Annotated in this window: 17 protein-coding genes; 6 read left to right on the top strand and 11 right to left on the bottom strand. The window is 67.7% G+C overall.

What is annotated here, in order from left to right; translation table 11 throughout:
• Positions 1 to 564: pre-peptidase C-terminal domain-containing protein (locus U9J41_RS26200; protein ID WP_322405109.1), on the bottom strand; the 564-nt coding region annotated here is incomplete at its 3' end.
• Positions 565 to 864: 300 nt separating this feature from the next.
• On the opposite strand from U9J41_RS26200, the gene pulA reads away from it, so the two are divergent.
• A complete protein-coding gene (gene pulA / locus U9J41_RS26195) occupies positions 865 to 3972 on the top strand; it encodes a pullulanase-type alpha-1,6-glucosidase (RefSeq protein WP_322405107.1) in 3108 nt (1035 codons plus the stop codon).
• A gap of 104 nt (positions 3973 to 4076) precedes the next feature.
• Here pulA and U9J41_RS26190 read toward each other — a convergent pair whose 3' ends face one another.
• Genes U9J41_RS26190 through U9J41_RS26180 form a run of 3 tightly spaced genes read right to left on the bottom strand, consistent with a single transcriptional unit; the run spans position 4077 to position 7656 of the window.
• Positions 4077 to 4325 (bottom strand): hypothetical protein, encoded by a 249-nt coding sequence (locus U9J41_RS26190; protein WP_322405106.1) that lies wholly within the window; start codon positions 4323 to 4325, stop codon positions 4077 to 4079.
• 35 nt (positions 4326 to 4360) lie between these two features.
• Entirely contained in the window at positions 4361 to 6754 is a 2394-nt protein-coding gene (locus U9J41_RS26185) for a GspE/PulE family protein (RefSeq protein ID WP_322405105.1), read from the bottom strand.
• Complete coding sequence (locus U9J41_RS26180) at positions 6754 to 7656, bottom strand: MBL fold metallo-hydrolase (protein ID WP_322405103.1); 903 nt, start codon at positions 7654 to 7656, stop codon at positions 6754 to 6756. Before U9J41_RS26180 ends, U9J41_RS26185 begins: the two co-directional genes overlap by 1 nt.
• 237 nt (positions 7657 to 7893) lie before the next feature.
• Between U9J41_RS26180 and U9J41_RS26175 the strand changes: the two genes are divergently transcribed.
• The 5 genes from U9J41_RS26175 (at position 7894) to U9J41_RS26155 (ending at position 18601) form a co-directional block, all read left to right on the top strand.
• Entirely contained in the window at positions 7894 to 9525 is a 1632-nt protein-coding gene (locus U9J41_RS26175; protein WP_322405101.1) for an HD domain-containing phosphohydrolase, read from the top strand.
• A gap of 3 nt (positions 9526 to 9528) precedes the next feature.
• The gene (locus U9J41_RS26170) at positions 9529 to 11784 is read left to right on the top strand and encodes a CHASE2 domain-containing protein (RefSeq protein ID WP_322405099.1); all 2256 of its coding nucleotides are present in this window, start codon (positions 9529 to 9531) and stop codon (positions 11782 to 11784) included.
• A gap of 203 nt (positions 11785 to 11987) precedes the next feature.
• Positions 11988 to 13568: a ShlB/FhaC/HecB family hemolysin secretion/activation protein gene (locus U9J41_RS26165; protein ID WP_322405097.1), complete on the top strand. Its 1581-nt coding sequence runs from the start codon at positions 11988 to 11990 to the stop codon at positions 13566 to 13568.
• A gap of 10 nt (positions 13569 to 13578) precedes the next feature.
• A complete protein-coding gene (locus U9J41_RS26160) occupies positions 13579 to 17835 on the top strand; it encodes a two-partner secretion domain-containing protein (RefSeq protein WP_322405096.1) in 4257 nt (1418 codons plus the stop codon).
• On the top strand, positions 17801 to 18601 hold the full coding sequence (locus U9J41_RS26155) for a FecR family protein (RefSeq protein WP_322405094.1): 801 nt from the start codon (positions 17801 to 17803) through the stop codon (positions 18599 to 18601). The genes U9J41_RS26160 and U9J41_RS26155 overlap by 35 nt, the downstream gene beginning before the upstream one ends.
• Before the next feature lie 217 nt (positions 18602 to 18818).
• On the opposite strand, the gene U9J41_RS26150 is transcribed toward U9J41_RS26155, so the two are convergent.
• From U9J41_RS26150 to U9J41_RS26120, 7 genes are all read right to left on the bottom strand, one after another.
• Positions 18819 to 20651 (bottom strand): PhoH family protein, encoded by a 1833-nt coding sequence (locus tag U9J41_RS26150; RefSeq protein WP_322405093.1) that lies wholly within the window; start codon positions 20649 to 20651, stop codon positions 18819 to 18821.
• Positions 20652 to 20872: 221 nt separating this feature from the next.
• Positions 20873 to 21331, bottom strand: a complete 459-nt coding sequence (locus U9J41_RS26145) for a peroxiredoxin (protein WP_322405113.1) — start codon at positions 21329 to 21331, stop codon at positions 20873 to 20875.
• A gap of 95 nt (positions 21332 to 21426) precedes the next feature.
• Entirely contained in the window at positions 21427 to 22374 is a 948-nt protein-coding gene (locus tag U9J41_RS26140) for a polysaccharide deacetylase family protein (protein ID WP_322405092.1), read from the bottom strand.
• Between the two features lie 9 nt (positions 22375 to 22383).
• Positions 22384 to 23424: a bifunctional UDP-4-keto-pentose/UDP-xylose synthase gene (locus tag U9J41_RS26135; RefSeq protein ID WP_322405091.1), complete on the bottom strand. Its 1041-nt coding sequence runs from the start codon at positions 23422 to 23424 to the stop codon at positions 22384 to 22386.
• A complete protein-coding gene (locus U9J41_RS26130) occupies positions 23421 to 24338 on the bottom strand; it encodes a formyltransferase (RefSeq protein ID WP_322405090.1) in 918 nt (305 codons plus the stop codon). Before U9J41_RS26130 ends, U9J41_RS26135 begins: the two co-directional genes overlap by 4 nt.
• 138 nt (positions 24339 to 24476) lie before the next feature.
• Positions 24477 to 25460 carry a glycosyltransferase gene (locus U9J41_RS26125; RefSeq protein WP_322405089.1) on the bottom strand — a complete coding sequence of 328 codons (984 nt, stop codon included), beginning with the start codon at positions 25458 to 25460 and terminating at the stop codon, positions 24477 to 24479.
• An 11-nt stretch (positions 25461 to 25471) separates the two neighbouring features.
• The gene (locus U9J41_RS26120; RefSeq protein ID WP_322405088.1) at positions 25472 to 26611 is read right to left on the bottom strand and encodes a DegT/DnrJ/EryC1/StrS family aminotransferase; all 1140 of its coding nucleotides are present in this window, start codon (positions 26609 to 26611) and stop codon (positions 25472 to 25474) included.
• Positions 26612 to 26710: the final 99 nt, after the last annotated feature.

Raw genomic sequence — 26710 nt, 5'->3', positions numbered from 1 at the left:
GCCGGCGCCGAGCGTCCCGCCGCCGCCGTCGGCGCCGGTCAGGTCGAAGACGTAGGTGGTGCCGGCCTGCAGCGCGACCTTGAACCAGTCCTTGTCGTTGGGTAGCTCGATATTGCCCTGCACCTGGGCGCCGATGGCGAGGTTGCCGGTCGTCGCCGCGTTGTCGCTGAAGTCATCCTTGATCGTCGACACGGCAGCCTTGAGCGTGTACGTGCCGGTGCCGTCGTTCAGGTCGGACGCTTGCAGGTAATAGGCGCCGCTCGCCGTCGGCGTGAACGACAGCCGCGGATCGTCGCCGACACCGTTGTTGATGGCGGAGTCGATGATGCTCCCGTTGCCGTTGAACAGGCTGAGGTAGGCTTCGCCGAAGCCGGCGCCGAGCGTCCCGCCGCCGCCGTCGGCGCCGGTCAGGTCGAAGACGTAGGTGGTGCCGGCCTGCAGCGCAATCTTGAACCAGTCCTTGTCGTTGGGGAGCTCGATATTGCCCTGCGCCTGTCCGCCGATCGTGAGAGCACCTGTCGTCGAAGCATTGTCGGCGTAATCGTCAGCGCTGGTGTAAGCCATTGTCTTCCTTTGAACTTAGATTGTGAACGGGTAATTATCTACAAAATAAGATCCTGAGGGCAACTTTATGTCATGCTAGTCGTTGTCATTTGACATCGGCGCGCTATGGCTGGGAACGTTGACGCCTTCCAGCTTTTCGTTGCGGACAAACGACGTTCTGTCTTTCCCTTTCATTTTTAATATGCATCTTTCGTCTTAGTAGTATTATTACACGCGATCGTCGGCCGGCGTTGCCGTCCGGGCCACGCCCGTCGGTCAGAATAAGAATGAAGAGGGGACATTATGTTATTCGGAAGTAGTTTGACTTCACGGCTCGGGCTCGCCGTGGCCGTCACCGCCAGCCTGCTGCTGGCCGGCTGCGGCGCCGGCGATACGACCCGGCAGGCCACCCAATCCGGCACCCGGCTCCTGGCGGCCCGCGCCGCCGCCGCCACGCCCGTCGCGCCGGGCAGCATCCGCATGCACTTCCACCGCGTCCAGAACGATGCGGCCCAGTGGGGCGTGTATTCCTGGGACGGTCCTCTGCATCCCAGCTCGGCCTGGATCACCGACCGCTTCATGATGACGAACAGCGACGGCTTCGGCGGCTACGTCGACATTCCGCTGGCGGCCGGCAAGAGCGCGATCTGGTATCTCGTCACCGACGGCAACGGCACCAAGAATTGCGGCGCCGACCAGCACGCCGACCTGAATGCCGACGTCGCGACGAACGGCCAGGAAATCTGGATGCTGGAGGGCGACTGCACCGTGTACACGAGCCAGCCCGCGCTCAGCTACGGGAACCTGGCGCTGGCCAATGCGCACTGGCTGTCGGCGACCACGCTGGCCTGGCCGGGCGCCCCCGCGAGCGGCACCTATAAACTGTTCTACGCCGCGAACGGCGGCCTGGCGCCCAGCGCCGGCGGCACCATCGGGCTCACGGGCGCGGACGGCGTCTTCGACGTGACCGCGGCCGCGCTGCCGGACGCCCTGCGCCAGAAGTACCCGCACCTCGCCGGCGCCACCGGCCTGCGCCTGGCCGATGCCGACGCGGCCAAGGTCGCGGCGCTGGTCAGCGGCCAGTTCGCGCTCGCCCAGTACGACGGCGGCGGCAACCTCGTGCAGGTGACGTCGCTGCAGACGGCCGGCCTGCTGGACGACCTGTATGCGGCGAAGGCGGCGCAGGCGCAATTGGGCGTGTCGTTCGACCGGCGCGGCCTGGCGACCTTCCGCGTGTGGGCGCCGACGGCGAAATCCGTCGCGCTGAACCTGTACGCGGGCGCCAACGCGGCGACGCCGGCGACGGTCCCGATGACGCGCGACGCGGCCAGCGGCGTGTGGAGCTACGCGTCCGCCGATCCGCAACTGGCGAACCGCGCCTACTACACGTACACCGTGCAGGTGCTGTCGCGCTGGGCCGACAACAAGATCGTGACGAATACCGTGACCGATCCGTATTCGCTGAGCCTCTCGGCCAACAGCGCGCGCAGCTTCGTCGCGAACCTCGACAGCCCGCTGCTGAAACCGGCCGGCTGGGACGACCAGCGCATTCCGAAGCTCGACGCGCCGACCGACATCGCGCTGTATGAGCTGCACATCCGCGACTTCTCCGCGTCCGACGCCACCGTGCCAGCCGCCCACCGCGGCAAATACCTGGCCTTCACGGACACGAACTCGGACGGCATGCGCCACCTGAAATCGCTGCAGAAGGCGGGCATGACGCACGTGCACCTGCTGCCCAGCTTCGACTTCGCCAGCGTCGACGAGAAGGGCTGCGTGACGCCGGCCATCCCGAACGCGGGCGCGGATTCGACGGCGCAGCAGGCCGCCGTGGCGGCCGTGGCGGACACCGATTGCTTCAACTGGGGCTACGACCCGGTCCACTACGACGCGCCGGAAGGCAGTTATGCGACCGATGCCGACGACGGCGCCGTGCGCGTGCGCGAGTTCCGCGCGATGGTGCAGGCGCTGCACGACACCGGCCTGCGCGTGACGATGGACGTCGTCTACAACCACACGAGCCAGTCGCAGCAAGGCCCGCTGTCGGTCCTCGACCGCATCGTGCCGACGTATTACTACCGCCTCGGCAACGACGGCCACATCCTGAACGACAGCTGCTGCGCCGACACCGCGCAGGAAAACGCCATGATGGGCAAGCTGATGATCGATTCCGTGTCGCTGTGGGCGCGCCAGTACAAGGTCGACAGCTTCCGCTTCGACATCATGGGCTTCACGCCGCTCGACCTGCTGAAACGCCTGCAGGCCAGCGTCGACCAGGCCGCGGGCCGCGACATCTACCTGTACGGCGAAGCGTGGAACTTCGGCAGCGTCGCCAACGACGCGCGCTTCGTGCAGGCGCGCCAGGCGAACATGGCGGGCACCGGCATCGGCTCGTTCAACGACCGCATGCGCGATACCGTGCGCGGCGGCGGCTGCTGCGACAGCGGCCAAGCCATGATCAGCCAGCAGGGCTTCATCAACGGCGTCTACACGGACCCGAACGCGTTGTCGACGCAGACCCGCGACGACGCGCTGCGCCTCGCCGACCTCGCGCGCGTCGCGCTGTCCGGCACGCTGCGCGACTACCGCTTCACGGACCGCTTCGGCAGCGTGCGCACGAACGCCCAGATCGACTACTTCGGCCAGCCGGCCGGCTTCGCGGCGAATCCGGCCGAGACGATCAACTACGTCGAGGCGCACGACAATCAAACCCTGTTCGACATCGACGCGTACAAGCTGCCGCAATCGACGCCGCTGTCCGACCGCGTGCGCGTGCAGACCCTCGGCGCGGCGATCAACGTGCTGGCGCAGGGCATCCCGTTCTTCCACGCCGGCCAGGAAATCCTGCGCTCGAAATCGCTCGACCGCGACAGCTACAACGCGGGCGACTGGTTCAACAAGCTCGATTACAGCTACGCGTCCAACAACTTCGGCGTCGGCCTGCCGATGGCGGGGTCGAACCAGGACAACTGGCCGCTGATGTCGCCGATCCTCGCCAATCCGCTGATCAAGCCGGACACGCGCGCGATCCTCGCCGCGAAGAATGCGTTCGAAGACTTCCTCGCGATCCGTTCGGATACCACCCTGTTCCGCCTGCGCACGGCGCAGGACGTGATCGACCGCCTGAAGTTCTACAACGTCGGGCCGGACCAGGTGCCGGGCATCGTCGCGATGAGCATCGCCGGCACGCAACCGGGCGCGCCTTATCCGGGCGCCAAGTACAAGGCCGTCGTCGTCGTGTTCAACGTCGACAAGGTGGCGAAGTCGATCGCGATCCCGGAACTCAAGGGCCGCAAGCTGCAGCTGCATCGCATCCAGCGCAACGGCAGCGACGACGTCGTGAAGGCGTCCCGCTTCGACGCGGGCAGCGGCACGTTCGCGATCCCCGCGCGCACGGCGGCCGTGTTCGTGCAGAACGCGAACGACTGATGCAAGGGTGAGAAAATCGTAGGGTGGGCACGTTCGCATGACGCCAGCGTCCGCGTGGGCGGAAGGCCGCCCACCCTACGGTCAGTCGACGGCACGGACGTGCGTCAGTTCTTGGGTGCCGCCCAGTTGTTGGTGCCGTTCATATTCGTGCGGTCGTTCTCGAGCGCCCGCTTGTCGATGATCATGACGTTGTCGGTACGGCTCGGCGCCTTGCGCGGGATGAGCGTGCCGGTGGGCGTATAGCTCGCATCGAGGTATTTGTCGCCCGGTTGCCCGGCTTCCTGGGCAGCGCAACCGGACAGCAGGACGGCGACGACGGCCGCCGCCAGGGCGGACGAATTGAAACGGCGCATACGATTCTCTCCTCAGCGTGTGAAGGGTTGTCGCGTCATTTGATGCAGACGGCGCGCACCATCTTGATGTCGGTGACGCCGTCCAGGATCTTCTCGATGCCGTCCATCTTCAGGGTCAGCATCCCGTCCTCCAGCGCGGCCGCGAGCAGCTCGGCGACGCGCGCGTGCTCGGTCAGCAGGCGCTTGATGCGGTCGCTGCCCAGCATCAGTTCGTGCAGGCCGACGCGCCCGCGGTAGCCCTTGGTGCACTCGGCGCAGCCGACGGCCCGGTACAACGTGAAGCGGCCGTCGGCGTCGCCGTGGCGCGCGCGCCAGCCGGCCAGCACGGCCGTGCGCGCGGCCCGCGCATCCGCCTGGTAGGCAGCCTGGCCGCGCAATTCCTCGCAATACTCGTCGAGCAGCGCGTCCACCTCGGCGTCGTCGGGGTGGTAGGCCTGGCGGCACGTGGCGCACAGGCGGCGCGCCAGGCGCTGCGCCAGGATGCCGAGCAGGGCGTCGGCAAAATTGAACGGGTCCATGCCCATGTCGAGCAGGCGCACGACCGATTCCGGCGCGCTGTTCGTGTGCAGCGTGGAGAACACGAGGTGGCCCGTGAGCGACGCTTCGATGCCGGTGCTGACGGTCTCGCGGTCGCGCATCTCGCCGACCATGATCACGTCCGGGTCGGCGCGCAGGAATGCGCGCATGACGGTCGCGAAGTCGAGGCCGGCCTTGCGGTTGACCTGCACCTGGCGCAGGCCCTTCTGGGTGATCTCGACCGGGTCCTCGGCCGTCCAGATCTTCGTCTCCGGCGTGTTCAGGTACGCCAGGATCGAGTGCAGGGTCGTGGTCTTGCCGGAGCCGGTCGGTCCGCACACGAAGAACAGGCCGTAGGGTTTGCCGACGGCGGCTTTCAGGCGCGCCAGGTTGTGCGGCAGGACGCCCAGCTTGTCGAGCGGGATCGGTTCGCCGGCCTGCAGGATGCGCATCACGATGTCCTCGACGCCGCCGCTGGACGGAATCGTCGCCACGCGCAGCTCGATGTCGAGCGGGCCATATTTGCGAAAGCGGATCTTGCCGTCCTGCGGCTTGCGCCGCTCGGAGATGTCGAGGTCGCACATGATTTTTACACGCGCGATGAGGGCGTTGCGGTAGCTGGCCGGGATCTCGATGTATGGCACCAGCACGCCGTCCTTGCGGAACCGGACGCCCGTCTTGCCGCGCCCCGGCTGCGGTTCGATGTGGATGTCCGACGCGCCCTGGCGGTAGGCGTCGACGATGATCCGGTTGAGCAGCTTGACCAGTTCGTTCTCGACGGCGGCCGAGACGTCGGACCCGCCGCCGTCCGCATCCTCGTCCGCGTCGACGTCCTCGTCCAGGTGCGACAGCAGTTCGCCCACGCTGGTGTCGTCGGCGACGGGGCCGCCGAAGAACTGGGCGATGGTCAGGCGCAGGTCGTGGCGGGTCGTCACGCGCCAGGCGATGCGCGCGCGGCCGAACACCTGGGCGGCGATGTGGCTGGCGGCGACGCGTTCCGGGTCGAGCGCCATCAGCACCAGGCCGTCGGGGCCGTCCTCCAGCGGCAGCCAGCCGTGTTCGAGCGCGTACTGCTGCTTCAGGTTGCGCAGCAGTTCGACGGGCTTCACGCGGTCGGCGTGGAACGCTTCGTAGGGCACGCCGGCATAATCGGACAGCGCCTGGCCGAGGTGGGCGGGCTTGAGATGGAAGTCGGCCAGCAGGACGTCCTCGATGTCGGCGTCGCGCTCGCGCGCGAGGCGCGTGGCTTCTTCCAGTTCCTGCGCGCTCAGGAGCGAGCGCGTGACCAGGCCATCGTAGCGGCCGCGCGGCAGCGCTGCGCGCAGGCGTTGGCTGAGCGCGACGGCCAGCGTCTCGCACAACTGCTTCACGCCGTCCAGGCACAGTTGCGGGAACGGGCCGCCGCTACGATGGTTGATGAACTGGATGACGCCCAGCAGCGTGCCGCCAGGGTCGGAGGACTGCGCGATGAGGGGCGCGACCAGCATCTCGCGCGTGCGGTAGCCGGTTTTCTGGTCGACGCCGCGCTGGAACCGCAGGTTGGGCGACAGGCGCCGCAGCTCGGCCTCGTCGTAGACGTCGGCGATGTTGACGGTCTGGCGCGTGCGGGCGACGAAGCCGGCGACGGACCCCGGCCCGATCGGCAGCTTCAGGTCGCGGAACGACGACAGCCCGGTCTTGACCTTGGCGATGAGGGCGTCCTGCTCCGGCGTGACGGCGTACAGCGTGAAGCGGTCGCTGTCGAACAGGTCGCAGAAATCCAGGCCCAGGTCGAGCATGATCTGGTCCAGGTTGGCGGTGGCGTGGATGCGCGTGGAGATGGCCTGCAGGCGGCGCTGGAAATCGAGGCGGCGCTCGGTGTCGCCGGGCGCGCGCCGGTCGCCCTTGCGCTGTTCCACGAAATCCGCGCTCATCAGAGTTCCACTTCCAGGCCTTCGTAGGCCAGTGTCACGGCAAGGCCGTCCAGGCGGCCCGCCCAGCGCGCCAGCGCCTGCCCGAACACGGCTTCCAGCTCGTCGTCGGAGCGGGTCGGCTCGTGGTGGGTGCAGTACAGGCTGCGCGCGCCGACCCGGAGCGCCAGCGCGATGGCGGCGTCGAACGTGCCATGGCCCCAGCCCTGCTTGGCCGGGTATTCCTCGACCGTGTACGAGCAGTCGGCGATGAGCGCGTCGATGCCCTCCATCGCGTGCTCGATCTCCCGCTCGCGCCGTTCGATGTCGCATTGCGCCGCGTCGTAGTCCGCGCTGCCGGGGGCGTGCGGGTTGAAGAAGGGTTCATGGTCGCCCGTGAAGAACACGGCGCGGCCGTTGCATTCGACGCGGTAGCCGAGGTTGGTGACGGGGTGGTGCATCACGACGTTGTGCACGACCATGTCGCCCACCGCGTGCGGCACGCCGACGGCCAGCGTCCGGTAGTCGATGACGGCGTCCATGCGTTCTTCGCTGACGGGGAAGTAGCTGTTCTGCAGCTGCACGCCCATCACGTGTTCGATGCCGCGGCCCGTGACGTGGTCGTGGGCGCCGTGCAGGCACACGCGCGTGCCCTTCACGAACAGCGGCGTGAAGAAGGGCAGGCCGTGGATGTGGTCCCAGTGGCTGTGCGTGATGAAGATGTTGGCGTGCACGGGGGCGCCATCTTCCGCGCGCCGGCGCATCAGGTCCTGGGCGAGCGCGTAGATCCCCGTGCCGGCGTCGAGCACGACCAGCGTGCCGTCGTCGCCGCGCACTTCGATGCAGGTCGTGTTGCCGCCGTAGCGCACGGTACGCGGCCCGGGGGACGGGATCGAACCGCGCACGCCCCAGAATCTGAATTTCATAGAAGTCCCTTGCTGTGCAGTCTCGTCGCCTGCTTGTGTTTTTCATCGCGGCGGGCCAGCGCCGTTGCAATCTATGGCAGATGATAGCGGGATTCCGTAAGCGATTATCTGAAATTTGCAATTTCGCACCGATGTGTGTACAGAGGTGACTAACAAAGTTACACTGTGTGTTAATTTCGGTACGGCAATTTTTATGGCGATCATTGCACGTCGGATTTCAGCGAGACAGACACGAGCATGCAAGACCTCACCCCGACCAATATCGTAGAGCGGCTCGACCTGCTCACGGAGGTCAGCGTCGCCCTCGGCGACGGCCATGACATCGACACCTTCCTCGACCGCATCCTCAAGGTCGCGAAGAGCATGACGAACGCCGATGGCGGCACGCTGTACCGGCCCAGCGCGGACGAGCGCTGCCTGTGCTTCCACATCTCGCTGAACGATTCGCTGGCGCTGTACCAGGGCGGGGCCAGCGGCAAGTCCATCGACCTGACGCCGATCCCCTTGTATGATCAGGACGGCAACAAGAACCTCGCGTCGGTGGCGGCCTATGCGGCCAACTTCCACCAGTCCGTGAACATCGCCGACGTGTACCGGGCCGACGTGATCAGCTTCTCCGGCATGCGTTCGTTCGACCAGGCGTTCGGCTACCGCTCGAAATCCATCCTGACGGTGCCGATGACGGGCCACGAGGGCGAACTGGTCGGCGTGCTCCAGCTGATCAACGCGATCGACCGGGAGACGGGCGAGATCCGTTCGTTTTCCGACACCGACCAGCGCTTCATCGAGGCGCTGGCGGCGCAGGCGGCGGTGGCGCTCACGAACCAGCAACTCGTCGTACAGATGGAACAACTGCTGGAGTCCCTCGTCAACCTGATCAACATCGGCATCGACGAAAAATCGCCGTACACGGGCCGCCACTGCCAGTTCGTGCCGGAGCTGACGATGATGCTGGCCGAGGCCGTGCACGAGACGGACATCGGCCCGATGGCGTCGTTCCGCATGAGCGACGCCGACCGCCGCGAACTGCGGCTGGCCGGCCTGCTGCACGACTGCGGCAAGATCACGACGCCGGTGCACGTCGTCGACAAGGCGACGAAGCTGGAAACGATCTTCGACCGCATCCACATGATCGACACGCGCTTCGAGGTGCTGCTGCGCGACGCCGAGATCCGCGCGCTGCGGGCGCAATGCGCGGTGAGCGGCGATGCGGACGCGGACCGCGCGGCGATCGCCGCCGCCATGCACGCCGAGCAGGCGCGCCTGCGCGCGGACCGCGATTTCCTGCGCAGCGCCAACGTCGGCAGCGAAGGCATGTCGCCGGACGACCAGGCGCGCGTGCGCCGCATCGCCGCGTACCGCTTTACGGGGCCGGACGGTATCGAGCGCGACTTCCTCGACGAGGACGAGGTACGCAACCTGACCGTGCGCTTCGGGACGCTGAACGACGACGAGCGCAAGATCATCAACAACCACATCGTCGTCACGATCCGCATGCTCGAATCGCTGCCGTGGCCCAAGCACCTCAAGAACGTGCCGGAATACGCCGGCGGCCACCACGAGCGCATGGACGGCAAGGGCTATCCGCGCGGCCTCGTACGCGAGCAGATGTCGGTGCAGGCGCGCGTGATGGCCATCGCCGACATCTTCGAGGCCCTGACGGCGCGCGACCGCCCGTACAAGAAAGGCAAGACGCTGTCCGAGTCGCTGCACATCCTCGGCAGGTTCGCCCTCAACGGCCACATCGACCCCGACCTGTTCGACATCTTCGTGCGCGAGAAGGTCTACCTCAGGTTCGGCCGCCAGAACCTCGACCCGTCGCAGCTCGACGCGGTCGACGAGGCGGCGATACCGGGTTACCGGCCGTAAGCCATGGCACGGTTGCGCAAGGCATTCGGCAGATACGGCGCCCGCTGGGCGCTCGGCTTCGTCCTCACGCTCGCGGCGGTGCTGTACACGAACGGCACCTGGCACAGCCACGCCATCGAGCGCCAGGACACCATCATCGCGGACCAGCGCATGCGTCTGGAAGGACCGGCGCCCGATCCGCGCATCGTCATCGTCGACATCGATCCGAAGAGCCTCGCCGCCGTCGGGCGCTTCCCGTGGAGCCGCGACGTGATGGCGAAGCTGGTCGACCAGCTGGCCGGGCACTACGCCACGGCCGCCATCGGCTTCGACGTGTCGTTTCCCGAACCCGACACGAGCTCCGGCTACGCCGTGCTGGCGCGCCTCGCGCGGCACGAACTGAAGGACGTGCCGGGCATGGCGGCGAAGCTGGCCGCGCTCGAGCCCGAACTCGACTACGACGGCCGCTTCGCGAAGGCGCTGGCGGGACGGCCCGTGGTGCTGGGCTATAACGTGTCGTCGGAGCTGGCCAAGGGTGTGCTGCCGAAGCCCGCGTTCACCGTCGCGGATCTCGGCGGACGCCAGCTCGACGCCTACGTGCGGTCCGGCTACGAAGCGAACATCGCGCGCCTGCAGGCGGCGGCGCGGGGCGGCGGCAGTTTCACCGTCATTCCGGACGTGGACGGCGTCGTGCGCACGGTGCCGCTGCTGCAGCGCATCGGTGACGGCTATTACCCGTCGCTCGGCCTGGCCACGGCCGCCGTGTACCTCGGGGCGACGGCGATCGTCCCGGACTTCGGCAGCGAGGCGCCCGGCGGCGCCGACGGCGCGGCCGGCGCCGATGCCATCGACCTCACGCTGCCGCACGGGACCAAGAGGATCCTGGTCGGCGACGGCCTGACGACGGTCGTGCAATTCCGCGGCCCGGGCGGCCCGGGCGGCGGGACGTTCCGCTACGTGTCCGCGGTCGACGTGTTGAACGGCAAGGTGCCCGCGGACGTCCTCAAGGGCGCCATCGTCCTCGTCGGCACGACGGCGCCCGGCCTGCAGGACCTGCGCTCGACGCCGGTGAGCAGCGTCTATCCCGGCGTGGAAGTGCATGCCAACGTGATCAAGTCCATTCTCGACGGCCGCTTCAAATCGTATCCCGACTACGCCACGGCGATCGAATTCCTCCAGGTGCTCGTGGCCGGCACGCTGCTCGCGCTGCTGCTGCCGGCGCTGGCGCCGCTGCCGGCCGTGCTGGCGTCCGGCGCCGTCTTCGCGGGCGTCGTCGGCTTCAACTGGTTCCTGTACCGCGAGATGGACTGGACGACGGACATGTTCATCTGCCTGCTGCTCGTCGCGCTGCTGTTCGTCGCGAACGTGGCATGGGGTTATCTGTTCGAGTTCCGCAAGGGCCGCGCCCTCGTCTCGCGCTTCGGCGAATACGTGGCGCCGGAACTCGTCGCGCAGATGGCCGAGAACCCGGAAGCCTATACGATGGAAGGCGAGAGCCGCGAGCTGTCCGTGATGTTCGTCGACGTGCGCGGCTTCACGACGATCTCGGAAGGCCTGTCGCCCAAGGCGCTGCGCGAATACATCAACCTCTACCTGACGGCGATGTCCGAGGACATCCGCGCCAGCCACCAGGGCACGCTCGACAAATACATCGGCGATGCCGTGATGGCGTTCTGGGGCGCGCCCGTCGCCTTCGCCGACCACGCCAGCCGCGCCGTCGCCACCTCGCTGCTGATGCAGGCCAGCGCGGCGCGCCTGAACGACGCGTTCCAGCGGCGCGGCTGGCCGCGGCTCACGATCGGCATCGGCATCAATTCCGGCCTGATGCACGTGGGCGACATGGGGTCCGCGATCCGCCGCGCCTACACGGTGATGGGCGATGCCGTGAATCTCGGCTCGCGCCTGGAAGGCATCACGAAGGTCTACGGCGTCGGCATCGCCGTGGGCGCGGCGACGCGCCTGGCCGCGCCGGAATTCGTCTACCGCGAACTGGACCTCGTGCGCGTGAAGGGCAAGAACGAGCCGGTGGCGATCTTCGAACCGCTCGGCAAGCCGGCCGACGTCGCCCCCGCCGTGCTGGATGAACTGGCCGCCTGGGACGCGGCGCTGGCCCGCGTGCGTGCGCAGGACTGGGATGCGGCCGAACCGGCCATCGCGGCGCTGCATGCGGCGCATCCCGGGCGGGCCCTGTATGCCCTGTACCTGGAGCGGGTCGCGCGCTGGCGCGCGGCGCCGCCGGGCGCCGGGTGGGATGGGGTGACGACCTTCGATACGAAGTGACGGTGTATCGGCGACACAACGCCGCATCCGCGATACCCGCCATCCCGAGGGGAAGATCCCGAATCCTTAACAAATTTTCTCTCAAGCAAGGGAAACCTGATTACACTCCCAAGAATCCGGGGAGCGCCATCGGGGTTCCCTTCATTCGCGCGCAGGCCCGGGGATGCATGGGCCAGAATAACAACGATATGGTCATCCAGAACATGAAACTACGCTTGGCACGCCTGGTCGCGGGCTCGCTGCTGGCCGCCGCCGTCGGCGCGGCCTGGGCGGACGATGCGATCCGGTTCGAGATCAGCCGCTTCGAGGTGAGCGGCAACACGCTGCTGCCGGCCGCCGACGTGCAGGCCGCGGTGGCGCCGTACACGGGCCGGGGACGCGATTTCGGCGACGTCCAGCGCGCGCTGGAAGCGCTCGAGGCGGTGTACCACACGCACGGCTACAACATCGTCACCGTCCAGCTGCCGGAACAGGAACTGAACGGCGGCATCGTGCGCCTGAACGTCATCCAGACCAAGGTGCGCCAGGTCGAGGTGACGGGCAACCGCTGGTTTTCGGAAGCGAACGTGCGCGCCAGCCTGCCCACCCTGGTGCCGGGCGCGACGCCCAATCTCACCGACGTGTCGCGGAATCTCCGGCTCATCAACGAGAACCCGGCCAAGAAGGTCAAGCTGACCCTCGCTGACGCCGACGCCGGTGCGGGCGGCGAGGATGCCGTCGACGCCAGGGTCGACGTCGCGGACGAGCGGCCGTGGAAGGTCGTGCTCAACGCCGACAACACGGGCACCGAGTCCACCGGCAAGACCCATGCGGGCGTGCTGCTGCAGCATGCGAACCTGTGGGGCCGCGACCACGTGGGCACCCTGCAGTACACGACGACGGCCGAGCGCCCGGACCGCGTGGCCGTGTGGGCCGCCGGCTACCACGTGCCGCTGTACGCGCTGGGCGATTCCGTCGACCTGTACGCGAGCTATTCGAACGTCGACTCGGGCGCCGTCAACGCCGGCCTGTTCGACCTCGCGGTGAGCGGCAAGGGCGCGATCTACGGCGCCCGCTACAACCACGTGCTGGCCAAGCGCGGCGAGCTGGAAAGCCGCATCGTGTACGGCATCGACGTCAAGGCCTACCGGAACAACGTCGTATTCGGCACCCAGGACTTCGGCAACGACGTCACCGTGCGCCCCCTGAGCATCGCCTATGCCGGCAGCCACGCGGCGCCGGCCGGCCAGACCGATTTTTCCGTGGCGCTGCTGCAGAACGTGGCGGGCGGTTCGCGCGGCAGCGCCGCCGACTTCGCGGCCGTGCGCAGCGGCGCGAAGGCCGGCTACCGCATGGTGCGCTTCGCGGCCGCGTTCACCAACGTCATCCAGGGCGACTGGCAGACGCGCGTGCTGCTGAACGGCCAGTGGACGCGTGACGCGCTCGTGCCGGGCGAGCAGTTCGGCGCCGGCGGCGCGACGACCGTGCGCGGCTTCGGCGAACGCGACCTCGCCACGGACACGGGCATCGTCTCCAACGTCGAACTGTACACGCCGGACCTGTGCGCCGGCGCGGGCTGGCAATGCCGCGTACTGGGCTTCTACGACACGGCCTGGGGCGAGCGCAACCACGCGCTGGCGGGCGAACTGCGGCGCGCCGCGATTTCCAGCGCGGGCCTCGGCCTGCGCTTCGCGGCGGGGAACGCGGCCAGCGTGCAGCTCGACTATGGCCACGGCATGCACGTCGGCCAGGTGGCCGCGACCAGCAGGAACAAGCTCCACGTCCGCGTGGCGCTGGCGTATTGAGGACTTCCTTATGACTTCATCGTTCAAACGACGGTTCGGCGCGCTGCTGCTGGCGGCGGCCTACTGCGGGGGCGCCTCCGCCGCGCCCACGCTGCCGCAAGTGGCGGCGGGCCAGGCCAGCTTCAACCAGCAGGGCAACGTGTTCTCGATCACGAACACGCCCGGCACCATCATCAACTGGCAGAGTTTCAATGTCCAGGCCGGCGAGGTCACGCGCTTCATCCAGCAGAACGCCGACAGCGCGGTGCTGAACCGCGTGCTGGGCCAGGACCCGACGAAGATCCTCGGCGCGCTGCAATCCAACGGCAAGGTCTTCCTGATCAACCCGAACGGCATCCTGTTCGGCCAGGGCGCGCGCGTGGACGTGAACGGCCTCGTGGCATCCACCCTGAATCTCAGCGACGCCGACTTCCTGGCCGGGCGCAAGCGCTTCCAGGCCGGAGCGGCGACGGGCGCCGTGCGCAACGAGGGCACCATCGCGACGCCTTCCGGCGGCCAGGTGTTCCTGATCGCGCCGGACGTCGAGAACACCGGCATCGTCAGCGCGCCCGACGGCGACGTGATCCTCGCGGCCGGCCACAGCGTGCAACTGGTGGATTCGTCCGATCCGGACCTGCGCGTCGAGCTCTCCGCACCCGGCGGACAAGCCGTCAACCTGGGCCAGGTGATCGCCCGGGGCGGCCGCATCGGCATCTACGGCGCGCTCGTCAACCAGCGCGGCGTCGTCAACGCGGACAGCGCCGTGATGGGTGCGAACGGCCGCGTCGTGCTGAAGGCCAGCCGCGCCGTCGCGCTGGAGGCGGGCAGCGTCACGCGCGCCGGCGGCAGCGCGGGCGTGGACGGCGGGACCGTCCAGGTGCTGGGCGAACAGGTCGATATCGCGTCCGGTGCTACCGTCGACGCCGGCGGCCGCAACGGCGGCACGGTGCTCGTCGGCGGCGACTGGCAGGGCGGCGGCAACGTCATGCGCGCGCAGCGGACCAGCGTCGCGGCGGGTGCCGTCATCCGCGCCGACGGCAGTGCCGGCAACGGCGGCAAGGTCGTGCTGTGGTCCGACGGCGCGACGCGCGCACACGGCACCGTCTCCGCACGGGGCAGCGCGGCCGGCGGCGCGGTCGAAACGTCGGGCCATGTGCTGGACGTCGACGGCATCGCGGTGAATGCGTCCGGCGCGAAGGGTAACAATGGCACGTGGCTGCTGGACCCGTACGACATCGAGGTGGTGGCGGGCGGCACGGCCGGGGCGGACGACGTCAAGGCCGCATCCGCCGGCGCCGCGACCGGCGTCACGCGCGTGGCGCCCGCCACGCTGACGGCGGCCGGCACCGACGTCGTCCTGCAGGCGCAGCACGACCTCACCGTCACCGACGCCCTGGACACGGCCGGCAGCGTGCACGCGCAGGCCAACAACGACATCACGGTCAACGCGCCGGTGAGCGCCGGCGGCGACCTCGATTTCCGCGCCGGGAACGCGTTCACGCTGGGCGCCAACGGCAGCCTCAAGACCGGCAACTACATCGACGTCAGCGCCAACCAGGTCACGCTTGCCGGCACGATCGCCGGCAACGGCCAGTTGCCGGTCCTGACCTTGACGTCGGCCGATCCGGGCCGCGCCATCAGCATCGGCACGGGCACGGGCACGGGCACCACGGATGCGCTGGTGCTGGACGCCGCGGCCCTGCAGCGCCTGAGCGCCAACCTGTATGAGCTCAACGTGGGCAACAGCGCGCACACGGGCACCGTGACGGTGGCCGGTGCCCTGAGCGCGGCGACGAACGTCGTGCTGGAAAACGCCGGCGACATCCACATCGGCGCGCCCGTCGACCTGTCGGCGAACGCCGCCAGCCGCTTCATCGCCAGCCAGTACGCGCCCGGCGGCCTGGTCGACGTCGCGGGCGCCGTGACGGCGTCGAAGTCGGTGCTCCTGCAGGCCGACCGGCTGGCCATCGGCGCGCCCGTGGCCGCCGCCAGCGTCACACTGCAACCCAACAGCGTGGACATGCCCATGTTGATCGGCGGCGAAGGCCCGGCCAACGGCTTCGTGCTCGGCCAGGCGGCGCTCGCCAACGTGAGGGCGAACGAACTCACGATCGGCGGCCTCGCCGGCAGCGCGGGCGGCATCGGCGTCGTCGGCGCCACGACGCTCACGGACGGCGGCATGCCCGCGAAACTCACGCTCGACGCCGGCGCCGGCTACCTGTCGATCAACGCGCCGCTGAGCGTCGCCGGCACGTTGGCCCTGACGTCGAACGCCGGCATCTACGAGAAGGGCGGTACCGTCAGCGCGGGCGCCGTGGCGCTGCGCGGCGGCGCGGTCGTGCTGACGGGCGCGAATGCGATCGGCACGCTGGCCGGCACCGGCACCGGCGATGTGTTCCAGGTGAATACCGCGGGCGGCCTGCACATCGGTACCGTCGACGGACTCGCCGGCATCGGCGCCGCGGGCACTGACGTGCAAATCACCAGCGGCGGCGCGCTGGCGCTCGACGCCGGCGTGTCCGGCGCCAGCGCCATGCTCGACGCGGCGGGCATCGCGGGCGGCGGCGTCGTACAGGCGGCCAAGCTGGTGCTGACCTCCAGCGCCGGCATCGGCACCGCGGCGAATCCGCTCAACACCCGCACCGCCGCGCTGACGGCGACCAACAAGGGGGCGGGCACCCTGCCCATCAACATCGCCAACATCGGAAAGCTCGAGCTCACGCGGGCCGTGCAGGACGGCGACGGCAACGACGGCGCGATCGCGGTCGACAGCGTGGGCGGCATGACCGTGCCGGCCTTCGATGTGGCCAACGGCGCGGGCGAAGTGCGCACCAACGGCGGCGACATCGGCCTCACGACGCACAGCCCGCTGACCATCCTGGGCCGCGTGGCGACGACGAGCGGCAACGTGCGCCTGCTGGCCGACAACGGCGGCGTCCTCACCATCGACGCGAACGCCAACGTGATGTCGGTCAGCGGCAACGTCAGCATCACGGCCGGCTCCACCCAGATCGCGACCGGCACCGTGACCGGCAAGCACGTGGACATCACGACCACCGACACCGCGACCCCGCCGCCGCCACCGCCGGCCCCGACCCTGGACGCCTGCCTCGCCAACCGCGCCGCGGCCGGCTGCGGCCCCGTGCTGGCGGCCGCGCTGCAGGCCTGCGTGGCCGATCCGTCCGGCCCGCGCTGCGGCGCCGTGCTGCCGACGTACGACACGTGCGCGGCGCATCCGACCACGGCCGGCTGCGCCCCCGTCGTCAAGGAACACGACGCCATCACGGCCTGCATGCTCGACCCGAGCGCGCCGGGCTGCGCGGCGACCTTGCCCGTCTACGATGTCTGCAAGACCGATCCGTCGACGTATGGCTGCTCGGTCGTCATCAAGGCGCACGACGCCGTCGCGGCCTGTATCCTCGACCCGAAAGCGCCGGGCTGCGCGACGACGCTGCCCGTCTACGACGTCTGCAAGACCGACCCGTCGACGTATGGCTGCTCGGTCGTCATCACGGCGCACGACGCCATCACGGCCTGCATCGCCAATCCGGCGGCGCCGGGCTGCGCGGCGACCTTGCCGTCGCTGGACCAGTGCCGCGCGGACGGCAGCGCCTATGGCTGCGCGCCCGTGCTGGCGCGCGCCCGCTTCGACGCCTGCCTGGCCAATCCGGCCGGCGCCGGCTGCGGCGACATCCTGCCCAAGCTGGACGTGTGCAAGCTGACGCCGTCGCTCGAGGGCTGCACGCAGGTGCTGGCGCTGGGTTTCCAGGCGTGCCTCGCGAACCCGCATGATCCGGGGTGTGCTGGCATCTTGCCCACGCTGACGCAATGCCAGGGCAACAGCAAGCTGCCCGGCTGCGACGCCGTGCTGCCGACGCTGGCGCAATGCATCGGCAGTCCGAGCCTGCAGGGCTGCGACGTACGCCTGCCGGCGCTCGCGACGTGCGCGGCGGCGCCGGCCACGGCGGGCTGCGAGGCGGTGCTGCCGACGGCATCGTTCTGCAGCACCCATCCGGGCGACGCCAGCTGCGTGACGTTCAGCGGCAGCGGCGGCGCCGGCCAGAACGCGCAGGGCACGCCGGTGGCCCAGGCGGTGCAGACGGCCGTCCAGGTCATCAATACGACCATCCCCGCGGTCGCGGTGCTCGTCGCCGCCGGCGGCGGCGACGCCAAGGACGACCGCGCTGCCTCGGCCGCCAAGCCGGGCGAACGCGCGTCCGGCCCGGCGCAAGCGGAACTATCTGGAGTGAAGAATGAAAAACCTGCGACCAAAATGTACTGCAATTGAGGCATTGGCCCGGGCCGTGCTGGGTGCCGCGCTGCTGCTGGCCGGCGGCGCGGCGTGGGCGGGCCAGGTCGTGGGCGTCGTGGCGCACCTGAGCGGCCCGCTGCTGGACCGCAAGGCCGACGGCACCGTCAAGGTGCTGGCCGCCAAGTCGGAGGTCGAGAGCGGCGACACGCTCGTGTCGGAAAAGAATACGTACGCGCAGATCCGCTTCATCGACAACGGCGAGATCACGCTGCGCCCCGGCACCACCTTCAAGATCGATAACTTCGCCTACGCGGCCGACAAGCCGGAAGCCGACAGCGCCGCGTTCAGCCTGTTGAAAGGCGGCCTGCGCTCGATCACCGGCCTGCTGGGCAAGCGCAACAAGGAAAAATTCTCGCTCAAGACGCCGGCCGCCACCATCGGCATCCGCGGCACGACGTTCATCGCGCAATGGGTCGATGCATCCGTACCGGTGCCGCCGGCGCCCGGCGCGGCCACGCCCGTCCCCAACGGGGCGCCCGGCCTGGTGCCGAACCTGGCACCCGGCCTGCACGTGGCGGTGCTGGAAGGGATGATCGTCGTGACCAACGCCGGCGGCGTGCAGAACTTCCCGGCCGGCCAGTTCGGCTACACGCCCAGCTTCACCGTGCCGCCCGTCGTCATCCCGCCGAATCCGGGCCTGAAGTTCGAACCGCCGCCGGTGTTCAACGGCGCCGCCAGCGGGCCGCTTGCGTCGCGCAGCGAGGTGGCGCAGAAGGGTGGCGTGGATTGCATCGTCAGGTAACGGCAACGGCACATATCGTCGTTCCCGCGCAGGCGCGAATCCGGGTTGTGTGCGCTGCGTTCGCGGCGGATGTCGCGGCTTCGGCGACGGACCTTGGGTCCCCGCCTGCGCGGGGACGACGTTGGTGAGGTAACGTCGGGTTGGTTGATTGACGGGACAATAAAAAAAGCCTGTGCACCTTCCGGCGCACAGGCTTTTTGTCGGGACGGTCGAACCGTTACAGCACTTCGCTCGCGTGATCCGCCAGGCGCGAACGCTCGCCGCGCGCGAGGGTCACGTGGCCGCTGTGGCCCCAGCCCTTGAAGCGGTCGACGACGTACGTCAGGCCGCTCGAGCCTTCGGTGAGGTACGGCGTGTCGATCTGCGCGATGTTGCCGAGGCAGAGGATCTTCGTGCCCGGACCCGCGCGCGTGACGAGCGTCTTCATCTGCTTGGGCGTCAGGTTCTGCGCCTCGTCGATGATGAGGAATTTGTTGACGAACGTGCGGCCGCGCATGAAGTTCAGCGACTTGATCTTGATGCGCGAGCGGATCAGGTCCTGCGTCGCCGCGCGGCCCCAGTCGCCGGCGTCGCCGTCGGACTTCATCAGCACTTCCAGGTTGTCGTCGAAGGCGCCCATCCACGGCGACATCTTTTCTTCCTCGGTGCCGGGCAGGAAGCCGATGTCTTCGCCGACGGGCACCGTCACGCGGGTGACGATGATCTCGTTGTAGACCTTCGTCTCCAGCACCTGTGCGAGGCCGGCGGCCAGCGCCAGCAGCGTCTTGCCCGTGCCGGCCTGGCCGAGCAGCGTGATGAAGTCGACCTCGGGATTCATCAGCAGGTTCAGCGCGAAGTTCTGTTCGCGGTTGCGCGCCGTGATGCCCCACACGTTGTTCTTGTTGCTGGAGTAGTCGCGCAAGGTCTGCAGCACGGCGGTCTTGCCGTTGATCTGCTTGACCTGGGCGTACAGCGGCGCCTCGCCGCTCTTCGGTTCCAGGTACACGAACTGGTTCACGAGCAGGCTCGGGACCAGCGGACCGGTCACGCGGTAGAACGTGGACGAATAGCCGCCCTTGATCTCCTGCCACGATTCCACGCCCTTGCCGTGCTTCGTCCAGAAGTCGTCCGGCAGCTGGACGATGCCCGAGTACAGCAGGTCGGTGTCTTCCAGCACGTGGTCGTTGAAATAGTCTTCCGCGGCCAGGCCCAGTGCACGCGCCTTGATCCGCATGTTGATGTCCTTCGACACCAGCACGATCGCGCGGCCCGGCTGCTCCGTTTCCAGCGCGCGCACGACGCCCAGGATCTGGTTGTCGGCCTTGCCGGACGGGAGACCCTCGGGCAGGGCGGCGCCGTTCAGGCGCGTCTGGAAGTGCAGGCGGCCCTTCGCATCCTTGTTGCCCAGCTTGGCCAGCGGAATGCCGGTCTCGATGGCCTCGTCGTCGACGTTGGCGATCAGCGCGTCCAGCGTGCGCGAGACCTGGCGCGCGTTGCGCGCGACTTCCGACATGCCCTTCTTGTGGTTGTCGAGTTCTTCCAGCGTCATCATCGGCAGGTAGACGTCGTGTTCCTCGAAACGGAACAGCGACGTCGGGTCGTGCATCAGCACGTTGGTGTCGAGCACGAACACCTTCGTCGTGCCCGACGTGTCGGCCTTGCGGCTCGCCTGCGACTTGACGTTGACCTCGACCGGCTTGTGCTTGGCCGGATGCGGTTCGTTCATGTCCGTTTCGCGCAGCTTGGCGCTGGCGCCGCCTTTCGCGGCCTTGCCCGGTTTCGCGGGCAGTTCGGCGCGTGCGGGCGCGGGCGGCGTTGCCGGTGCGGCGACGGCGGGGGCGCCTGCCGGCGTGTCTTCGCGCGCGGGCGCTTCGGCCAGCAGCGCGGCCTTCGACTTGCGGGGTTTCGTGGTCTTGGGGGCCGGTACGGCCGCGCCACTGATCAGGTCTTCGACCGGGTCGTTCTCCGCCTTCGCGGTTGCGCGCACAGGCGATTTGCCCGGTTCGGCCCTGGGGTAATCCTTGGCCAGCAGGATGGTTGCCGGCTTGGTGGGTATTTTAGGCAGTGGCATCAGGGTCTCAATCTAGAAAAAAGTCGGAAAAACGCGCCATGCGGCGCGCGCGCGCCGCCGGGCAGACAGATGCAACTGGGGAGAGCTGCGAGGCGCCGGCGGGCCCAGACGAGGGCCCCTGGCCGGCAGCCAGATTGGAATGATGCGGTGAGGTAAAACTGTGACTCAAAATAGGCGAACGCTCGGCTAAAGGTTTGTCGAAACCATCGCCAGCCCGCTCTTCAAGGCTGGCTCTTCAAATAATCCAGCACTTCATTCACGTGATCATTGACTTTCACGCCACGCCATTCTTTCACCAACTTGCCGTCAGCGTCAATGACAAACGTACTGCGCTCGACCCCCCGCACTTTTTTGCCATACATATTCTTCATCTTCATGACGTCGAACCGGGTGCACACGGCTTCGTCCGCATCCGAGATCAGGTCGAACGGCAGCCCCAGCTTGGCCTTGAAGCTTTCGTGCGAGCGCAGGGAGTCGCGGCTGATGCCGTAGACGGCGACGCCCAGGGCCGTGAATTCGTCGTGGTGGTCGCGGAAGTTCATCGCTTCTGTCGTGCAACCGGGGGTATTGTCCTTGGGATAGAAGTACAGCACCGTGTAGCGCGCGGGACGACCGTTCAGCTCGAAGGTCTGGTCGCCGGTCATCGGCGCGCTGAAGTTGGCTAAAACCTCGTTGGCCAAGGGCGCGGCGGTGCCAAGGGCGGATTCGGGGGCTGCGGTTGGGCTTTCGGCCACGGTTTTCTCCTGAATGGATGCGCGGCCGGTCAGCCGCGTGTTTATTCCACGGTATCGAGGATGATCAGTTCCCCTGACCGTCCCGGTAACTCGCCCCATTGCACCGGATACTCGGGCAATTGCGGCGCTTCCTGTTTTATCTTCTCATAATAGTCCGCCATCGACGCAAGTTGGTAACCTTGGGCTTTCCAACCTGACAACAGCTGCTCGAATATGGGGGCGAGTTTCTGTCCTTCAAGCTCCGCGTGCAAGGTATACACGTGGTCGCGTTGCGGGTTCGCCGTCAGCTTGAGCAGGTGGGCCGCGATGTTGTTCTCGTCGATGACGGTGCCGCCGATCTCGCGGCCCAGCAGCTCGTCCAGCGTCGGCAGCGTGGTCGGCATCTGGATGTGCGACAGGCCGCGGTAGCGGTACGGGCCCGCCTGCGGATCGGCCAGCGAACCGTCGTCGCGCAGCTGGGCGCGACCGTCCGACGCGTAGCGGTAGCCCACGGCGTCGTGGCGCGCGAACGCATGCTGGTTCATCTGCCAGCCCGCCGCGCCGAACGTGCGCGGCGCCGTGCCGAACACCTGCGCGAAGCGCTGCTCGCTCTTCTTCATCACGTTGTTCGTCCAGGCGGCGTCGCGGCCGCGGACGTTGTCCTGCCACCAGACGTGGTCCCACGTGTGGATGCCGCATTCGAAGCCGGCGTCGCGCACGGCGCGCATCTCGGCGGCGGTCTTCGCGCCGATGTCCGGGCCGGGCAGCAGCACGCCGTACATCAGCGTCTTGAAGCCGTAGTGTTCGACGACGGACGTGCGCGACACTTTCTGGAAGAAGCCGGGACGCAGCGCGCGCCGCATCGCCCAACCCGTGTGGTCGGGGCCCAGCGAGAACAGGAACGTCGCACCGGCCCCGTGCGCGGTGAGCATGCGCACGAGATTGGGCACGCCTTCGCGCGTGCCGCGGTAGGTGTCGACGTCGATCTTGAGGACGAGCAGCGGTGCCAAGATGCGCCCTCAGTCGACGAGGGCGCGGGCCGCGGCGACCTGGCCGCGGTAGGCGTCGAAGATGTGGCGCAGCGCGTCCGCCATCGTCACGGACGGGGCCCAGCCCAGGTCGTTCCGCGTGTTCTCGATCTTCGGCACGCGGTTCTGCACGTCCTGGTAGCCGGCGCCGTAGTACGCGCCCGAACTGGTCTCGACGATCCTGACTTTCTCCGCGCCGGCCGCGTATTCCGGGTATTCCGCGGCGAGCTTGAGCATCATGTCGGCCAGTTCGCGGATCGAGTAGTTATTCGTCGGGTTGCCGACGTTGTAGATCTGGCCCGTCGCACGGCCGTCCTTGTTCTCGATGATCTTCATGAGCGCCGCGATGCCGTCGTCGACGTAGGTAAAGGCGCGCTTTTGCATGCCGCCGTCGACCAGCTGGATGGTTTCGCCGCGCACGATGTGGCCGAAGAACTGCGTCAGCACGCGCGACGAACCTTCCTTCGGCGTGTGGATCGAATCCAGGCCGGCGCCGATCCAGTTGAACGGGCGGAACAGCGTGAAGTTCAGGCCTTCCATGCCGTAGCCCCAGATCACGCGGTCCATCAGCTGCTTGGCGCAGGCGTAGATCCAGCGCGGCTTGTTGATCGGGCCGTAGACCAGTTCCGAATTCTCCGGATCGAATTCCGAGTCCGGGCTCATGCCGTAGACTTCCGACGTCGACGGGAAGATCAGGTGCTTTTTGTATTTTGCGGCCGAGCGGACGATCGGCAGGTTCGCCTCGAAGTCCAGTTCGAAGACGCGCAGCGGCTCCTTCACATAGGTCGACGGCGTCGCGATCGCCACCAGGGGCAGGATCACGTCGCACTTCTTGACGTGGTACTCGACCCATTCCGTGTTGATGGTGATGTCGCCTTCGAAGAAGTGCATGCGCGGATGCTCCAGGAGATCCGTGATCCGCTCCGAATTCATGTCCATGCCGTAGACTTCCCAGTCGGTCGTCGCGAGGATGCGCTTGGACAGGTGGTGGCCGATGAAGCCGTTGACGCCGAGGATGAGGACTTTTTTCATGTTGGGTTTTCCTGGAGTTGTGCCCGCAGTTCGGCCGGGGAGATGCGCTGGCCGTCGGCCAGCAGGCTGTGAATGACCAGCGCGCGGCCGTCGCCGCAGACGCCGAGGATGGCATTATCCACGACCGCGAGGCCCGGCGGCAGCCTATCCACATTACCGTTGAAGAGGCGCGCGCGCTCGATCACGTAGCGGCGCGGGCCGGCGTCGGTGAAGGCGCCGGGGTAGGGCGGCGCGACGGCGCGGTGCAGGTTGTAGACGTCCTGCGCGTTCTTGCTCCAGTCGATGCGGCCGTCTTCCGGCTTGCGTCCGCCGAAGTAGCCGCCCTGGGTCAAGTCGTTCGGGATGCGCGGCGCCGTGCCGGCCAGCAGCGCGGGCAGCACGCCGTACAGCGCCAGCTCCGCCGCCACCGTCACCTTGCCGAACACTTCGAACGCCGTGTCGTCGGGCAGGATGGGCACGGCCTGCTGCGCGACGATGGCGCCGGCGTCCGGCTTCACCGTCATCTCGTGCAGCGTGGCGCCGGTCTCGGTGGCGCCGTGCAGCACGGCCCAGTTGGTGGGCGCGCGGCCGCGGTAGGCCGGCAGCAGCGAACCGTGCATGTTGTACGCCGGGGCGATGTCGAGGATCGCCTGGGGCAGCATGTGGCGGAAATAAAAGCTGAACATCAGGTCCGGTTGCGCGGCCTGGATGGCGTGCACGAGGTCGGCGCCTTTCGCGTCGTCCGGCGTCAGGTAGGGGATGTTCTCCGTTTCGCACAGCGAGAGGACGGATTCGAACCAGATGTTTTCCGTGGCGCTGTCCCGGTGCGTGATGACGAGGGCGACGTCGACGCCGCCGGCCAGCAGCACCTTGAGGCAGCGTACGCCCACGTTGTGGTAGGCGAAGACGACTGCGCGTTTGCGGGGTTGGGTCATGTTGTGTGCCTTGATGGCGGAATGGTGTTAAACCGTCGTTCCCGCGCAGGCGGGAACCCAAGTTTTGCGCGAGTAGCCGGCAGCACTTGGGCCCCCGCCTGCGCGGGGGCGACGTATTGTAGGCCGACTGTCGGACAGTCAGCGCACGACCTGCCGCTTCTCGATCCCGTCCGTGTCCGCCAGGTCCGCCGGCGCGCCCTGCAGGATCGTGGCGACGACGTAGCGCGGCCGCGCCCGTACCTGCTGGTAGATGCGGCCCACGTATTCGCCCACGAGGCCGATCCCGAACAGGATCACGCCCATGAAGAAGAACGCGATCGCGAACAGCGTGAACACGCCCTCGGCCTCGGCGCCCAGCAGGAAGCGGCGCACGACGAGGATCAGCACGAGCAGCGCGGACAGCAGCGACAAGGTCATGCCCAGCAGCGAGAACATCTGCAGCGGCACGAGCGAGAAGCCCGTCATCAGGTCGAAGTTCAGGCGAATGAGGCTGTACAGCGAGTATTTCGATTCGCCGGCCGCGCGTTCCTCGTGCTCGACGACGATCTCGGTCGGCCTGCGCGAGAACTTGTACGCGAGCGCCGGCACGAAGGTGTTCACTTCGCCGCACTGGTTGACGAGGTCGATCACGTTGCGGCCGTAGGCGCGCAGCATATTGCCCTGGTCCGTGATGTGGATGTTCGTGATGCGCTCGCGCACCCGGTTCATGGCCTTCGACGCCACCGTGCGCCATGCGGAATCCTGGCGCTTGCGGCGGATCGAGCCCACGTAGTCGTAGCCCTCGCGCATCTTGGCGATCAGCTTGTGGATTTCTTCCGGCGGGTTCTGCAGGTCGGCGTCGAGCGTGATGACGATCTGGCCGTGCGTCTGTTCGAAGCCCGCGAGGATCGCCATGTGCTGGCCGTAGTTGCCGTTGAATAGGACGACGCGCGTCACCTCCGGGCGCTTGCGGTACTGCTCCGCCAGGATCGCCACCGAGTTGTCGCGGCTGCCGTCGTTGACGAAGATGACTTCGTACGGCAGGCCCAGCGCGTCCATCGCCGGATACAGGCGCGCGAACAGGTTCGCGAGGCCCGCTTCTTCGTTATAGACCGGAATGACGACGGAGACTTCCGGCTTCATCGCCACCCCCGTCATTTCGCCAGCACCTTCTTGACCGCGGCCACGGCGCGCTCGACGTCGGCGCTGGTCATCGCGTTGAACATCGGCAGCGTCACGGTCAGGCGGCCGATCTTCTCGGCGACCGGGAACATCCCTTCCTTGAAGCCGCGCTCGCGGTACAGGGTGAACAGGTGGATCGGCGCGTAGTGGTAGCCCGTGCCGATATGGTGTTCCTTCTGCATGCGCGTCATGAAGTCGGCGCGCGTGCCCGGGCCGTTGTCCGGCAGGATGATCTGGAACAGGTGCCAGTTGCTCGTGCCGAAGGCCTGGATCGGCAGCTGGGCGCCGGTCTGCGCCTCGAAATCCGGGCCGAAGCAGTCGAAGTAATGGCGCGCCAGCGCGGCGCGGTGCGCCGTCAGCTTGTCCAGGTTCTTCATCTGGCCCAGGCCGATCGTGGCCATGATGTCGCTCATATTGTACTTGCCGCCCAGGACGTCGACGTCGATGCCGTCCACGCCGCTGCGCGTCACGCCCTGCAGGCGGTATTTCTCGGCCAGGCGCGCTTCGTCGAGGTTGTTCAGCACGAGGCAGCCGCCTTCGCCGGTCGTGATGTTCTTGTTGGCCTGGAAGCTGAACGAGCAAAAGTCGCCGAACGAGCCGATGCGCTTGCCGTTCCACAGCGAGCCGATGGCCTGCGCGGCATCCTCGACGACGCGCAGCTTGTGCTTGTCCGCGATCGCGTACAGGCGATCCATGTCCATCGGCAGGCCGGACAGGTAGACCGGGATGATGGCCTTGGTGCGCGGGGTGATCGCCGCTTCCAGCTTGTCCAGGTCCATGTTGCGCGTGACCGGATCGATGTCGGCGAAGACCGGCGTGGCGCCCACTTCGATGACCACGTTGGCCGTCGCCGGCCACGAGATCGGCGTCGTGATCACTTCATCGCCCGGCCCCACGCCGGCGATGCGCAGCGCGATCTCCATCGTGCAGGTGCCGGAATTGAAGGTGCGTACCGGACGGCCGCCGAAATATTCGGAAAGCAGGGCCTCGAATGCCTGGTTTTTCGGTCCGGTCGTGATCCAGCCGGAGCGCAGCACTTCGCCGACGGCGGCGATGGTGTCTTCGTCGATGGTGGGCCGGGAAAAGGGCAGGAAGGGCAGCTCGGCAGTCATGGGAAGCTCGTATTCTCTCGGTAAAGATGTCATCCGTGGCAAGCCATCGTGCGGCTTGCCAGGCTGAATGTTGTTTATACAGACAAAGCCGGCATTGTA

It is taken from the genome of Massilia luteola (genome assembly GCF_034420155.1).
GTDB lineage: Bacteria > Pseudomonadota > Gammaproteobacteria > Burkholderiales > Burkholderiaceae_D > Telluria > Telluria luteola.
The sequence above is the reverse complement of the archived record's forward strand: the minus strand, read 5'-3'. Positions and strand labels throughout refer to the sequence as shown.